At 58.1% G+C, this 14,158-nt stretch carries 18 protein-coding genes; 11 read left to right on the top strand and 7 right to left on the bottom strand.

What is annotated here, in order from left to right:
• Window positions 1-30: 30 nt before the first annotated feature.
• From ACR0EV_RS21630 to ACR0EV_RS21655, 6 genes are all read right to left on the bottom strand, one after another.
• Window positions 31-654 (bottom strand): trimeric intracellular cation channel family protein, encoded by a 624-nt coding sequence (locus ACR0EV_RS21630; protein ID WP_480801985.1) that lies wholly within the window; start codon window positions 652-654, stop codon window positions 31-33.
• Window positions 651-1,118 (bottom strand): ribonuclease HI, encoded by a 468-nt coding sequence (rnhA, locus tag ACR0EV_RS21635; protein ID WP_480801986.1) that lies wholly within the window; start codon window positions 1,116-1,118, stop codon window positions 651-653. The genes ACR0EV_RS21630 and rnhA overlap by 4 nt, the downstream gene beginning before the upstream one ends.
• Complete coding sequence (locus ACR0EV_RS21640) at window positions 1,111-1,698, bottom strand: class I SAM-dependent methyltransferase (RefSeq protein WP_480801987.1); 588 nt, start codon at window positions 1,696-1,698, stop codon at window positions 1,111-1,113. Before ACR0EV_RS21640 ends, rnhA begins: the two co-directional genes overlap by 8 nt.
• The gene (locus ACR0EV_RS21645; protein ID WP_480801988.1) at window positions 1,695-2,147 is read right to left on the bottom strand and encodes a DUF3429 domain-containing protein; all 453 of its coding nucleotides are present in this window, start codon (window positions 2,145-2,147) and stop codon (window positions 1,695-1,697) included. Before ACR0EV_RS21645 ends, ACR0EV_RS21640 begins: the two co-directional genes overlap by 4 nt.
• Window positions 2,144-3,094 (bottom strand): 4-hydroxy-3-methylbut-2-enyl diphosphate reductase, encoded by a 951-nt coding sequence (gene ispH, locus ACR0EV_RS21650; protein WP_480801989.1) that lies wholly within the window; start codon window positions 3,092-3,094, stop codon window positions 2,144-2,146. The genes ACR0EV_RS21645 and ispH overlap by 4 nt, the downstream gene beginning before the upstream one ends.
• A 188-nt stretch (window positions 3,095-3,282) precedes the next feature.
• Window positions 3,283-3,858: a LabA-like NYN domain-containing protein gene (locus ACR0EV_RS21655; RefSeq protein WP_171096116.1), complete on the bottom strand. Its 576-nt coding sequence runs from the start codon at window positions 3,856-3,858 to the stop codon at window positions 3,283-3,285.
• A 138-nt stretch (window positions 3,859-3,996) separates the two neighbouring features.
• Between ACR0EV_RS21655 and folK the strand changes: the two genes are divergently transcribed.
• From folK to rnc, 9 genes are all read left to right on the top strand, one after another.
• Entirely contained in the window at window positions 3,997-4,566 is a 570-nt protein-coding gene (gene folK, locus ACR0EV_RS21660; protein ID WP_480801990.1) for a 2-amino-4-hydroxy-6-hydroxymethyldihydropteridine diphosphokinase, read from the top strand.
• Window positions 4,567-4,660: 94 nt separating this feature from the next.
• Window positions 4,661-5,014 (top strand): DNA-directed RNA polymerase subunit omega, encoded by a 354-nt coding sequence (gene rpoZ / locus ACR0EV_RS21665; protein ID WP_171096112.1) that lies wholly within the window; start codon window positions 4,661-4,663, stop codon window positions 5,012-5,014.
• 26 nt (window positions 5,015-5,040) lie between these two features.
• On the top strand, window positions 5,041-7,173 hold the full coding sequence (locus tag ACR0EV_RS21670; RefSeq protein WP_480801991.1) for a RelA/SpoT family protein: 2,133 nt from the start codon (window positions 5,041-5,043) through the stop codon (window positions 7,171-7,173).
• 16 nt (window positions 7,174-7,189) lie between these two features.
• A complete protein-coding gene (locus ACR0EV_RS21675; RefSeq protein WP_171096108.1) occupies window positions 7,190-7,888 on the top strand; it encodes a DUF2062 domain-containing protein in 699 nt (232 codons plus the stop codon).
• Complete coding sequence (locus ACR0EV_RS21680) at window positions 7,881-8,627, top strand: pyridoxine 5'-phosphate synthase (RefSeq protein ID WP_480801992.1); 747 nt, start codon at window positions 7,881-7,883, stop codon at window positions 8,625-8,627. The genes ACR0EV_RS21675 and ACR0EV_RS21680 overlap by 8 nt, the downstream gene beginning before the upstream one ends.
• A complete protein-coding gene (locus tag ACR0EV_RS21685) occupies window positions 8,624-9,247 on the top strand; it encodes a LysE family translocator (RefSeq protein WP_480801993.1) in 624 nt (207 codons plus the stop codon). The genes ACR0EV_RS21680 and ACR0EV_RS21685 overlap by 4 nt, the downstream gene beginning before the upstream one ends.
• Window positions 9,244-9,663 (top strand): holo-ACP synthase, encoded by a 420-nt coding sequence (acpS, locus tag ACR0EV_RS21690; protein WP_480801994.1) that lies wholly within the window; start codon window positions 9,244-9,246, stop codon window positions 9,661-9,663. The genes ACR0EV_RS21685 and acpS overlap by 4 nt, the downstream gene beginning before the upstream one ends.
• Before the next feature lie 59 nt (window positions 9,664-9,722).
• Window positions 9,723-10,562, top strand: coding sequence for a signal peptidase I (lepB, locus tag ACR0EV_RS21695; RefSeq protein WP_480801995.1), 840 nt, complete (start codon window positions 9,723-9,725; stop codon window positions 10,560-10,562).
• Complete coding sequence (gene rnc, locus ACR0EV_RS21700; RefSeq protein ID WP_480801996.1) at window positions 10,559-11,239, top strand: ribonuclease III; 681 nt, start codon at window positions 10,559-10,561, stop codon at window positions 11,237-11,239. Before lepB ends, rnc begins: the two co-directional genes overlap by 4 nt.
• Window positions 11,240-11,360: 121 nt before the next feature.
• On the opposite strand, the gene ACR0EV_RS21705 is transcribed toward rnc, so the two are convergent.
• Complete coding sequence (locus tag ACR0EV_RS21705) at window positions 11,361-12,743, bottom strand: multicopper oxidase family protein (protein WP_480801997.1); 1,383 nt, start codon at window positions 12,741-12,743, stop codon at window positions 11,361-11,363.
• A 160-nt stretch (window positions 12,744-12,903) separates the two neighbouring features.
• Here ACR0EV_RS21705 and era point away from each other — a divergent pair, with 160 nt between their 5' ends.
• Entirely contained in the window at window positions 12,904-13,812 is a 909-nt protein-coding gene (gene era, locus ACR0EV_RS21710; RefSeq protein ID WP_170428777.1) for a GTPase Era, read from the top strand.
• Window positions 13,809-14,138, top strand: coding sequence for a DUF1491 family protein (locus tag ACR0EV_RS21715; RefSeq protein ID WP_480801998.1), 330 nt, complete (start codon window positions 13,809-13,811; stop codon window positions 14,136-14,138). The genes era and ACR0EV_RS21715 overlap by 4 nt, the downstream gene beginning before the upstream one ends.
• Window positions 14,139-14,158 lie beyond the last annotated feature (20 nt).

Raw genomic sequence — 14,158 nt, forward strand, 5'->3', positions numbered from 1 at the left:
AGCACAGTTCTGTTGCGTCCACCGGCTGGCCTAGCTGCGTGGCGGGCGACTTTTGTAGACGGGCAATTGCCATCCAAACGTCAAAGAACCCGCCCGCAACGCCCAGCAAACCAGCGCACAAAGAGCCAGTGAGAGCGCGGGTTCCAATCCAAGCCGGACAGCAATCACCGCTGTCAGCGCGCCTGTAAATGCGCATGAAACATAAAGCTCGCCCTGTTTCAGTACCAGCGGAACCTCGTTGCAGACGACATCGCGCATCAACCCGCCCAGACATCCGGTCGTCACGCCCATCAACACAACTATGACACCGGATTGATCCAACGAAAGTGCAGCGCCAGTACCGGCGGCGACTGCAACCGACAAAGCGAAACTGTCCAGCCAGACCAGCCAGTTGTAACGGCTTTCCATCAGATGTGCGGTAAAGAAAACCAATACCGCAGCCGCGACGGCGATCAGGATGTAATCCGGCTGGCCGATCCAAAAGATCGGGTGCCGGTCCAACAACAGATCACGCACGGTGCCGCCCCCGACTGCCGTCAGGCAGGCCATGAAGGCAAACCCCACCAGATCCAGCTGCGCGCGGCTTGCCACCAAGGCCCCGGTCAGTGCAAAGATCAGGACCGAGGCATAATCCAGCAGTGTCAGCGCGGTCACGCCTGCGCCTTCTTGGGTTTGAATGGGGCCATGCCGGAACGAGCCAGTTCATCGGCCTTTTCATTCTCGGGGTGGCCCGCGTGACCCTTGACCCATTCCCAGGTCACATCATGCCGTCCCTGTGCTTCGTCCAGACGTTGCCACAGATCGACATTCTTGACCGGCTTCTTGTTCGAGGTTTTCCAGCCATTGCGCTTCCAGCCAAAGATCCAGCCGGTGACGCCGTTCTTCACATAGGCGCTGTCGGTCACGATAGTGATTTTAGACGGGCGCTCCAGCGTCTCCAGCGCGGAAATGGCGGCCAGCAGTTCCATTCGGTTGTTGGTTGTCTCGGCCTCGCCCCCGTTTAACTCACGCTCTTTCAAGACAGTGTCCCCGTCCATCGCGCGCAGCAACACGCCCCAGCCTCCGGGGCCGGGATTGCCGGAACAGGCACCGTCGGTATAGGCATACAAATCAGGCATGGGCGAACACCAGAATAAAACCCTCGTAAGACCCGGCCAGACCTGTTCCCATTCCCTTGACCGAGCGATCAATTGTGAACCCGGCTTGGGTCAGTGCTTCTTCGATCTCGGCTTCGGTATAATAGGTGTAATACCGATCCAACTCGTCCCTGTGCTCTCCTGTACCCAGCTTCATGCCAAGAAAAAGCTGCCCCTTAGGCTTCAGAGCAGAGTGAATCGCCTTCAGGTGTCGCGGGAAATCTGTGCGTGGTGCGTGCAGCAGAGAAAAGCTGGCGTAAACACCGTCATAGACAGCGATTTCGGTGACGTCATCGAACGTGCCCAGATACGCGTCCACTCCGTTCTGCCGGGCGTGATCCACGAAGGCAGGCGTCGCATCCAGCGCCTTTACCGTCAATCCTTGACGCAAAAGGAAACTGCTATCTGATCCCGGCCCGGATCCCAGATCCAGAACATGTCCACCTGCGACGACTGCATCTACAAATGCTTGTCTGGCCTCAAGCTGTGCTTCGGGCAGGGGAATGTTCAGGTATTCGGCCACCCTGTTGGTATATGCGTCGATCGTGCGTTTATCGGTCACAGGTATACTCCGACGGCAAGGCTGGCCAGAACAACGGCGGTCAGCAGGACGCGTAACCGCATCCACCAAACCGGTGTCAGCCGCCAATAAGAAAACAGGGCATCCAGCACCAGCAAACCGGCGAACCCGTACATCAGGTTTGTGCCCGCCTGCACCGGCCCGCCGCCCGTCATGAAAAAGGCCCAAAGCGCGGGCAGGACCGACAGTGTGTAACACAGACCTGCCTTGCTGCCCGAGGTCTTGGTGGCAAACCCCCACAAAACACCAGACATGAAACTCAGGATCACCGAGCCATAGAACAGCTGCACATATGGGCCCACAAACCGCGTGCCAAGGTTCTGTGTGCCCCAAGCGTTCAGGTCGCCGTTCAGATAGGTCAACGCACCCCAGACAAACGGGATCAGCCCTGCCAACCCCAGATAAAGCGGTGCCTTTGGTACTCCGATCACGCTGGTTGCCTCAGGACGCGCGGCACTTTGAACTCGACGTTTTCGGTGGCGGTTTCAACCAATTCCACAGTGACATCGTAATGCGCGCGGAAGGCGTCGATCACTTCGTTAACCAAAAGCTCTGGGGCCGATGCACCAGCGGTGACAGCCACAGTCGAGATGCCCTTGAGCGCGCGCCAGTCGATCTCGGTGGCGCGCTGCACCAGTTGTGCGTATTTGCAGCCCTCGCGCGAGGCGACCTCAACCAGACGGCGCGAATTCGATGAGTTCGGCGCGCCCACAACCAACAGGGCGTCTGCCTTGGGTGCCACGGCCTTGACGGCCTCTTGCCGGTTCGTGGTGGCGTAGCAGATGTCTTCCTTATGTGGTCCGACGATTGCCGGGAACCTGGTCTGAAGCGCAGCTATGATGTCTTTGGTGTCATCAACCGACAGGGTGGTTTGGGTGACATAGGCAAGCTTTTCGGGATTGCGCACATCAACCGTGGCCACATCCTCGACGGTTTCGACCAACAGAACATCGCCTTCGGGTAACTGTCCCATGGTGCCAACGGTTTCGGGGTGGCCCTTGTGGCCGATCATGATCATCTGCAACCCTGCATCCGCATGGCGCTGTGCCTCGACATGCACTTTCGAGACCAGCGGGCAGGTGGCGTCGACATAGATCATTTCGCGCTTGGCGGCCTCGGCAGGAACCGATTTCGGTACGCCATGGGCAGAAAAGATCACCGGACGATCATCGGGGCATTCGTGCAGCTCTTCGACAAAGACGGCCCCTTTGGCCCGCAGCCCGTCGACGACAAACTTGTTGTGCACAATCTCGTGGCGCACATAGACCGGAGGGCCCCATTTTTGCAGGGCCATTTCAACGATTTTGATGGCGCGATCCACACCGGCGCAAAAACCCCGGGGAGCGGCAAGGTAAAGTGTCAGTGGTGGCTTTGTCATTGAGTGTCTCCTTAGGGCACAGGTAAGTCTTTTCCCGGCCTTGGTCCAGACAGGAGATCGTCATTCAACTGACACGAATCGATGCTAGCCAAGTTGTGTTTCAGCACCTGTTCATTGTTAAAGAAGCGCGGCCAGGACCCTGGTCCTGACCGCGCGAATTTTTCCCCATCAAAAAAGCGTGTGCCAGATTAGCTGTTGCCGGCCATCGCTACGTTGCGCGGCTCGGCCGGCATTTCACGTGGCGGGCGACCGATCACGTCACGCAGATCTTCCAGTTCGATGAAGTTGTCGGCCTGACGGCGCAGTTCGTCCGAAATCATCGGTGGCTGGCTGCGGATGGTCGATACAACGGAAACGCGCACGCCTTGGCGTTGCAGGCTGGCGATCAGCGGGCGGAAATCCCCATCGCCCGAGAACAGCACAATATGATCCACACGCGGCGCAAGCTCCATGGCATCAACGGTAAGTTCAATGTCCATATTACCTTTGACTTTCCGACGCCCCATGCTGTCGGTGTATTCCTTGGCCGGTTTCGTGACCATGGTGAAGCCGTTGTAATGCAGCCAGTCAACCAATGGGCGGATCGGCGAATACTCGTCGTTTTCCAGGAGCGCTGTGTAATAGAAAGCCCGAAGCAACTTGCCACGGCGCATGAATTCCTGCCGCAGAAGTTTGTAGTCTATGTCGAAACCGAGTGCTTTTGCCGCGGCATAAAGATTCGAGCCGTCGATGAACAGCGCTAGCCGTTCGTCCTTATAAAACATAAATAGTCCCTTCCGGTATAATACAGACCGCACCGCTAGATGAGTGAGTGAGTGATGAATTGGCGCGTTCTGTCGGTCTATAATTAGAACTTTTGCCGGTTATCGCAAGTATGCAATGTGTCGAATATAGGGTGCTAGATGAGCAATTCGTTGTCAAATGCCGTTGTTGCGCTGGGTGCAAATCTCAGTTTGAGAGGAAATGAGCCCGCAATGACACTTCGAAATGCACTTGACGCCATTGCGCGTCAGGGGGTGGTGATTCGGTCAGTCAGCCGGTTTTTTGCAACCCCCTGTTTCCCCGTGGGTGCGGGTCCTGACTATGTGAATGCGGCGGCCCTGATTGCCACCGAGAAGTCACCAACCGAACTTTTGCGCGTGCTTCATGCAGTTGAACATGAGTTCGGGCGCGAACGGATACAACGCTGGGGTATGCGGACGCTGGATCTGGATCTTGTTTGCTTTGACGATCTGGTGTTGCCGGATCGGGCGATGTTCGATCGCTGGCTGACGTTACATCCTGACGCACAGCAGAACGAAGCACCCGATCAACTGATCCTGCCCCATCCGCGCCTGCAGGATCGCGCTTTTGTGCTGGTTCCCATGGCGGATATTGCGCCCGACTGGTGCCATCCGGTTCTGGAACGCTCGGTTTCGCAGATGATCGCCGACTTACCTTTGGCCGAAGTTGAGGCGGTCACACCGCTGTGATCCTCGCAAATGCAGCATTTCATGCTTGTCAAGGCGCGGATTCGCGCTTAGATAAACCTCTTCCTGACATGGATTCAGAAACGGAGAGCGCCCCATGGCCCGCGTGACGGTTGAAGATTGCGTAGATAAGGTTCCAAACCGGTTCGAGCTGGTGATGCTTGCCGCCCATCGGGCGCGCGAAATTTCCGCTGGTGCTGCGATTACCGTTGACCGTGACAACGACAAGAACCCTGTCGTATCTCTGCGCGAAATCGCCGACGAAACTCAGAGCGCGGATGACTTGCGCGAGCGTCTGATCGAGGCCAACCAGACCCAGATCGAGGTCGATGAGCCGGAAGAAGATCAGATGGCGCTGCTGATGGGTGCCGAATCGGACAAGCCTGCCATGGACGACATGTCCGAAGAAAAACTCCTGCGCGCTCTGATGGAGGCTCAGGGACAGGGGTAAGCCCTAAAAACGAAGGTGCGGACCGGATGATTTCTGAAGACGACCTGATTGCGCTGGTCCGCAACTACAATCCCAAGACAAATGCTGATCGCATCACGCTGGCGTACGAGTTCGGCCAGCAGATGCATGACGGGCAATTTCGCCATTCCGGTGAGCCCTACTTTACGCATCCCGTTGCAGTTGCCGCCATCTTGACCGAACAGCGTTTGGATGATGCGACTATTATTACGGCGCTTCTGCACGACACGATCGAAGACACCAAAGCCAACTATCGCAAGGTCGCCGAACTGTTTGGGGATGAAGTCGCTAAGCTTGTCGACGGCGTGACCAAATTGACCAACTTGCAACTGTCCAGCCGCGAGACCAAGCAGGCCGAGAACTTTCGCAAGTTGTTCATGGCCATGTCCAAGGATCTGCGGGTTATTCTGGTAAAGCTGGCTGACCGTCTGCACAACATGCGCACGATCAAGGCGATGCGACCAGAAAAGCAGGTGATCAAAGCGCGCGAGACGATGGATATCTATGCGCCATTGGCAGGCCGGATGGGTATGCAATGGATGCGCGAAGAGTTGGAAGACCTTGCTTTCCGTGTGCTGAATCCCGAAGGTCGCCAGTCGATCATCCGGCGTTTTATCACGCTGCAACGCGAAACCGGTGACGTGATCCACCGCATCACCGGCGATATGCGGCACGAGTTGGAAAAAGCCGGCATCGAGGCCGAGGTCTTCGGCCGCGCCAAGAAACCTTATTCGATCTGGCGTAAGATGCAGGAAAAGGATCAGGGCTTTTCGCGCCTGTCCGACATCTATGGCTTCCGCATCATCACGGGGTCCGAGGAAGACTGCTATCGCACCCTTGGCGCGATTCACCAGCGCTGGCGCGCGGTGCCGGGGCGATTCAAGGATTACATCAGCCAGCCAAAATCAAATGGCTACCGTTCGATTCACACCACTGTCTCGGGGCGTGACGGTAAACGAGTCGAAGTTCAAATCCGTACTCGTCAGATGCACGACGTGGCTGAAACCGGCGTTGCGGCGCATTGGTCCTATCGCGACGGTGTGCGCACCGAGAACCCGTTTGCCGTTGACCCGGCCAAGTGGATTTCGAACCTGACCGAGCAGTTCGACAATGAGGAAGATCACGAAGATTTTCTCGAAGCGGTCAAGCTGGAAATGTATTCCGACCAGGTGTTCTGCTTCACGCCCAAAGGGGATGTTGTGAAGCTGCCGCGTGGGGCAACGCCGATTGATTTTGCTTATGCCATCCACACCCGGATCGGCCATGCCTGTGTCGGGGCCAAGGTAGACGGCATTCGTGTGCCGCTGTGGACACGGCTTAAGAATGGTCAGTCGGTGGACATTATCACAGCTGATGGTCAGACACCGCAGGTCACCTGGCTTGAGATTGCTGTCACCGGCAAGGCCCGAACTGCCATCCGACGCGCCCTGCGCGAGGTCGACAGAGAGCGGTTCATCAAGCTGGGCAAGGAACTGGCCCGTTCCGGTTTCGAACATGTTGGCCGCAAGGCAACGGACAAGGCGCTGGATACGGCTGCCAAACACCTGCGTCTGAAAGACCGGCACGAGCTGTTGGCCCGTCTGGGCAGCGCGGAATTGACGGCGCATGAGGTGGTCGAAGCCGTCTATCCGGAACTGGCCAAAGACGACGGTGACGCCATTCCGCTGCGTCGCGCGGTGATTGGCCTTGAGCCGGGTCAGAAATTCGACCGTGCGCCGTGTTGTCAGCCTCTGCCTGGCGAGCGGATCGTTGGCATCACCTACCGGGGCAAAGGCGTGGTGGTACATGCCATCGACTGCGACCGGCTGAGCGAATTCGAAGGTGAACCCGACCGCTGGGTCGATCTGCACTGGCATTCAGGCACCCACCCAGCCGTGTACGGTGCGACGCTGGATCTGACCATCGGCAACGATGCCGGGGTTCTGGGGCGAATTTGCACATTGATCGGTGAGAAAAAGGCCAATATTTCGAACCTGGAATTTGTTGACCGCAAACCGGATTTTTACCGTCTGTTGATCAATGTCGAACTGCGCGACCTTGAACAGCTGCACTCACTGATGCTGATGCTCGAGGCGGAAAGCGACGTTGCAGCCGTCGAACGGCACAGAGACCGGACCAAGACCGCAACCGCGGCTGGCTGAGAAGGGGTGATCACGCGTGGTATTCAAGCGCCGAGACCGACGCTCTGCTGTCCAAGTCGCGTCGGAGTTTGTCTATCCGCGCGGCGGGTGGACCCGCGCTTTTCACTATGTAAAACATCGTGTCCGCCGTCTGCCGGACACCCCTGACCGAATTGCGCGTGGTATTGGGGCAGGAGTCTTCGCAGCCTTTACCCCGTTCTATGGGCTGCATTTTCTGGTCGCAGCCATTGGTGCGCGTCTGATCAAGGGAAATATCCTGGCGGCGCTCAGCGGTACGTTTTTTGGAAATCCACTGACTTATGTGCCAATCGGTGTCATCTGCCTTCAAACCGGGCATTTTCTTTTGGGCACCAAATACGAAGAGGGTGACACGCAGGGGCTGATGGGGAAGTTCGCCGATGCCATCGGTGACCTAAAGAACAACTTTCTGGCCTTGTTCACCGACCGCGTGGCAGACTGGCGTGGGCTGGACCAGTTCTACGATGACGTCTTTTTCCCTTATATGATTGGCGGCATCATTCCCGGCATTGTGGCCGGTGTGATCTGCTATTATCTGAGCCTGCCACTTATCCTCACCTATCAACAACGCCGCCGCGCCAGGATCAAAGCGAAGTTCGAGGAAATCAAACGTTTGGCTGAAAAATCGACTGCCGTTCCGGAGGCAAAGCCACTAGGCTCCGCCGCGAAACTGAAAAAGGAATCGAGAGATGTCTGAGAACGATCTGCGTCTGGGTGTGAACATCGATCACGTCGCCACCGTGCGCAATGCACGGGGCGGGGCCTATCCCGATCCGCTGCGCGCCGCCAAACTGGCGGAAGAGGCAGGCGCCGACGGCATCACCGCCCACCTGCGCGAAGACCGTCGCCATATCTCGGACGCTGATATCGACGGGTTGATGGAGGTTCTGTCGGTGCCATTGAACTTTGAAATGGCCGCGACAGACGAGATGCAGAAAATTGCTCTGCGCCACAAACCCCATGCGGTTTGCATTGTCCCCGAAAAGCGCGAGGAGCGCACCACAGAAGGCGGGTTGGAAGTTGCGCGCGAGGAAAACAAACTGGCCCATTTCATCGCGCCGCTGCGCGATGTCGGCTGCCGCGTGTCGATCTTCATTGCTGCCGATCAACGCCAGATCGAGGCTGCACATCGCATTGGTGCAGAGGTGATCGAGCTGCACACAGGCGCTTATTGCGATGCACATGCCGAAGGCCGTAAGGAAGACGCCGCCCGCGAGCTTGAGGCGCTGCGCCAAATGTCCACCTTTGCCCATTCTCTGGGGCTCGAGGTTCATGCGGGGCACGGATTGACCTATGACAGCGTACAACCGATTGCCGCCTTCCCCGAAGTGAAGGAGCTGAATATCGGTCACTTCCTGATTGGTGAATCGATCTTTCTGGGACTCACCCCCGCCATTCAGGAAATGCGCCGCCTGATGGACGAGGCCCGCTCGTGATCACGCCCGGCTTTGTGGCCATCTGGCTGGCCTGGCTGATGGCCGGCGGCTCTCCGGGGCCTGCCACGATGGGTATTGCCGGAACTGCGATGAACGAAGGCCGCCGCGCCGGTCTCGTCTTTGCGCTGGGCATCTGTGCCGGATCTGCCGCTTGGGGCATAGCCGCTGCGCTGGGTTTGTCGGCGATCATGCTGGCCAATGTCTGGGTGTTCGAAGTGATCCGGTACGTCGGTGTCGCCTATCTTGGCTGGCTGGCCTTCAAGGCCCTGCGCCGCGCGATGAACTCGGATGAGGTCGCCTTGGGCAAACCTGTCACCGGTTCGCTTCCGACGATCTTTGCCAAGGGTGCTGCGATCCACCTGACCAATCCCAAAGCGATCCTCAGCTGGGGCTCGATCTATGCCATTGTCGCGCCCAATGATGCCAGCCTGTCGATGCTGCTGGGTTATTTCGCCATGCTTTACGCCGGATCGTTGCTGATTTTCATCGGCTACGCGTTTCTGTTTTCTTCCGTGCGTATGGTCCGCACCTACCGCCGCGCCCGGCGCTGGTTCGATTTCGCCTTTGCCGGGTTCTTTGGTGTCGCGAGCTACAAGATCCTGACGGTACGGTTGTCATGATCCTCGGCATCGGCACAGACCTTGCAAATATCGACCGCATTCAAGGCACGCTTGATCGCTTTGGTGATCGCTTCCGCAATCGTGTCTTCACTGAAACCGAACAACGCAAAGCCGAGCGCCGCCATGATACGGCTGGCACCTACGCCAAACGTTGGGCGGCGAAAGAGGCGTGTTCCAAGGCGCTCGGCACCGGCCTGCGCATGGGCATTTCGTGGAAAGACATGGCGGTCTCCAATCTACGCACTGGCCAGCCTGTCATGCACGTCACCGGCTGGGCCGCCGAACGCCTTAAGGAAATGACCCCTGACGGGCACGAGGCGATCATCCACGTCACCCTGACCGATGATCACCCCTGGGCACAGGCCTTTGTGGTGATCGAGGCGCGTCCGCTTCAAGAAGCGCCCGCGCAGCCTTGACTTGCCCCCACCTGACCCGCATGTAGCACCCCAACCACGCATAGACTGGAGAGAGCAGTATGGCCGAGGAAGCCAAAACCGGAAGCGGCATCTGGGAGACGATCAAAACCATCGTCTATGCTCTGTTGATTGCGGGCGTATTCCGCACCCTCTTCTTTCAGCCGTTCTGGATCCCCTCGGGCTCAATGAAGGAAACGCTGCTGATCGGTGATTTCCTCTTCGTCAACAAGATGACCTATGGCTATTCCTACGCGTCCTGTCCGAGCCTGATCATCCCAAGCGTTGGACTGAACGTGGATGCCGAGGATATCTGCGGATGGATGCAGGGTGACGGTGACAGCCGCATCTGGGGTGGCGAGCCCGAGCGCGGCGATGTCATCGTTTTCCGTCATCCGGTCACAGGTCGCGACTATATCAAGCGCCTGATTGGTTTGCCGGGTGATCGTATCCAGATCCGCGAAGGTCAGATCATCCTGAACGATGTTCCGGTTCCTCAGCAGCCTGATGGCGTATTCACTGAAGTTGCCGAGCCGCAAGGCCCGCAACGCCTGCGCCCTCGCTGCGAAAACGGACCTGTTGGTATTGGCGGTGCATGCGAAAAATCGCGCCTGATTGAAACTTTGCCCAACGGCGTCTCGTATGACGTGCTGAATATCGGGAACCAGGGATCGGACAACACCGGCATCTACAACGTGCCCGAAGGCCACTACTTCTTTATGGGTGACAACCGCGACAACTCTGCCGACAGCCGCCTTCCCCAATCTGCGGGTGGCGTAGGCTACGTGCCTTACGAAAACCTGATCGGCCGGGCTGATCGCATCATGTTCTCATCTGCTGGCCGGTCGATGCTGTTCTTCTGGACCTGGCGCGGTGACCGGTTCTTCAAGGCGGTCAATTGAAGCTTTCAGCTGAAATAAAGGCGTTCCAGCAGCGTTTGGGGTATGAGTTCGCCAATCCTGAATTGCTGGTACGTGCGCTGACACATGGCTCGGTCTCGTCGTCCACAAGGCCCGACAATCAACGGCTTGAATTTCTGGGCGACCGCGTGCTGGGCCTTGTCATGGCCACGGCTCTGCTTGAGGCCGACAAGACGGCATCCGAAGGCCAATTGGCCCCCCGATTCAACGCACTGGTCCGGAAAGAGGCTTGCGCCGATGTGGCCCGCCAGATCGATCTGGGCGGGGTGCTGAAGCTGGGCCGGTCCGAGATGTTATCTGGTGGCCGCCGCAAACAAGCCCTGTTGGGCGACGCAATGGAAGCCGTGATTGCCGCAATTTACCGCGACGCAGGGTTCGAGGCAGCGCGCGATGTCATTCTGGCCCTTTGGGGCGACCGCATTCACACGGTGGAAGCTGACGCGCGCGACGCCAAAACGTCGTTGCAGGAATGGGCGCAGGCCCGAGGTCAAAAACCGCCCTCATATGTCGAGATCAAGCGTAGCGGCCCTGACCACGCCCCGATCTTCACCATCGCCGCCCGTCTTCAGGACGGCACTGAGGCACTGGCCACAGCGGGTTCCAAAAGGCAAGCCGAACAGGCAGCGGCTAAGGCTTTGCTGTCCTCCCTGCCGCAGTGATCTGCTGCACCTGACCAGATCCACTTCATCTGGCCAAAAATATCTCGGGGGTGAGCCCGGATAGAATCCGGGCGAGGGGGCTGGCCCCCTTTCTTTCGGACTGGCAACACTTACCCTGTCTTTAAGCGACCCGAATGAACCCGGCCAGCCCGGTTTTCTGGTGTTCGATCACATGACAATGAAACGCCCAGTCACCGGGATTGTCCGCAACCAGCGCGATGTCGATGATCTCATCCTTCAGTAAAAGCATTGTATCGGTCATCAATGGCGGCAGCTGACGGAGGTTCGATTTCAGCGGCAAAAAAGCCAACCCGTGCAGGTGGATCGGATGCAGGTTGGGCGATTCATTGCGCAGTCGCAGGACATAACTCTTGCCCTGCTTCAGCACGGCCAACGGTCCGGTGCCCTGCGCTGCATCCCCGGGCCACGGTGTGCGGTTGATAGACCAAAAGCTATAACCCAGCGACCCGCAGAACCCGTCGTTTGGGGCACCTCCTTCGGGCGTCCAGCCGAACACGAACTCGTGCAGTTCTGCCTGATCCAGATTGGGTCGTTGTACGGGGTTGACTCGCAAAGGATGTAGCTCTTTCAAGCTGCGGTCTTCTGATTGCCCTGTTGCCCGCAAGCGTGCCATGGCTCGGTGCTTCTGCCCGGGAAACTTCGCCATCAAATCTGCGGATTGACCTTCCCTATCTGGCATCCGGACCGCAAAATCCACCCGCTGTCCCGGACCTAACCAAAGGGGCGCGTCCGCGGTCGGTAAAGCCAGGTCAACCTCAACCGGATGCCCGTCCCAGGCGATGATCCGGGCCTCGGCACCTTCAAAATGTAGTTTGTAGATCCGGGTCGTGTCGGTGTTGACCACACGCAGCCGCACAAGACTGCCCGCCGCATGATCATACAAAGCTTCTGTCAGCCAATTTGCAGTCTGAACATTGCCAAACGTTCCTGCGCGCGCCGCGCCGCGCGCGGTGTAAGCGGGCAGAAACGCGTCGTCTTCATCCAGCCGGAAATCGCGCAGATTGATCACTTGCTCACTGTCAAAGCCGGGGTTTTCGGGCTCGGCAATCACCATGACACCGGTCAGGCCGTGGGCTATCTGATCCATCGTCATGCAATGAGGGTGATACCAGTACGTCCCGGCATCCGGTGGCGTGAATTCATAGGCAAAGCTCTCACCCTCGCCGATGGGCTTTTGGGTCAGGTAGGGCACGCCGTCCATTTCGTTGGTGATGCGCAGCCCATGCCAGTGCATCGCGGTATAGTCGGGCAAAGTATTGCGTACCGTCAGTCGCATCCTCTGACCCTGCTTTCCATAAAGAACCTGTGGCGGTGCGTCCGGCGACAGGCTGACCATCCCCGTGGTCAGTTGATCGCGCAACCTGTAGCTGGCAGGCTGCAGCACCAGTTCTTGCGTGGAACCAGTGGCTGCCACGGACAAACCGCCTAAACCGGCCACGCCAGCGGCAGCACCGCTTCCAAGAAGAAACTCGCGACGTTTCATGAGGACCTCACTGAACGGATGTGTCACCGGGCTGGGACCGGCTGGGTGTCTGTGCACGTCCTGCCACTGCTGATGCATGGCTGCAATGCGACAAATCCCTCTGGCCCACAGACCCTTTCTGCTATAGCAGAGCGCAATTGCACACAGGAACGCCAGATATATGACCACACGCGCCGGATTTATCGCCCTGATCGGAGAGCCCAACGCGGGCAAATCCACCCTTTTAAACCGCATGGTTGGGGCCAAGGTCTCGATCGTGACGCATAAGGTGCAAACCACGCGCGCGCGCATTCGCGGCGTGGCGATGGAGGGTGACGCGCAGTTGGTGTTTGTCGACACGCCGGGCCTGTTCAAACCCCGCCGCCGCTTGGACCGCGCCATGGTCGCCGCTGCTTGGGGTGGGGCCGCGGATGCAGATGTTGTTGTCCTGATGGTCGAGGCACATCGCGGTATCACCGAAGGGGTTGAACGCATTCTTGAAGGTCTGGAAGAGATCGGGCAAGGCCGGACCATCGCGCTGGCGATCAACAAAATCGACAAGGTGCCGTCTGAAAAACTGTTGGCGCTGACCAGCGACCTGAACGCCCGCTATCCGTTTGCCGAGACCTTCATGATCTCGGCTGAAAAGGGCCATGGTGTAGATGATTTGCGCAAGTGGCTGGCGTCGGAACTGCCCGAAGGACCGTGGCTCTATCCCGAAGATCAGATCGCCGATCTGCCTTTGCGCATGATCGCTGCTGAAATGACGCGCGAAAAACTGACTCTGCGCCTGCATCAGGAACTGCCGTACCAGCTGACTGTCGAGACTGAAAACTGGGAAGAGCGTAAAGACGGTTCCGCAAAGATCGATCAGGTCATTTACGTCATGCGCGACGGCCACAAGGGCATCGTTCTTGGCAAGCGCGGCGAGACAATCAAAGCGGTCAGTCAAGCGGCGCGGGCCGAGTTGGAAGAATTCCTGGACCGTAAGATCCATCTGTTCCTACAGGTCAAAGTCCGGCCGAACTGGCTGGAAGAATCCGAGCGGTATTCAGAGATGGGTCTGGACTTCAAAGACGGCAACGCATGACCCGGCTAACTGCTGAATTCTGGGTCCATGCCTATCTGGCGCGGCTTCGGTTTCAGGAAATCCCGGCGTTTGTTGTGGCCCATGGTGACGACACCGCTGGGGCCGTTCTGGTCAAGCTCAACACGCTGGACGGGCAGGCAATCGCATTCCAACGCAGCTTTGACCTGATGTCTGGCGCGCGCAAATGGGTCGAACTGTCCAGCGGGGATGAAACGGATGTGGATGCCGCCATCACCAAACAACGCAGCTTTGATCCTGATCTCTGGGTGATCGAGGTCGAGGACCGGCAAGGACGGCATTTACTGGATGAAGAGGGGTTGGAGTAAACTCTCTTTCAGACTGTGAA

This window comes from Ruegeria sp. CF8 (genome assembly GCF_056537285.1).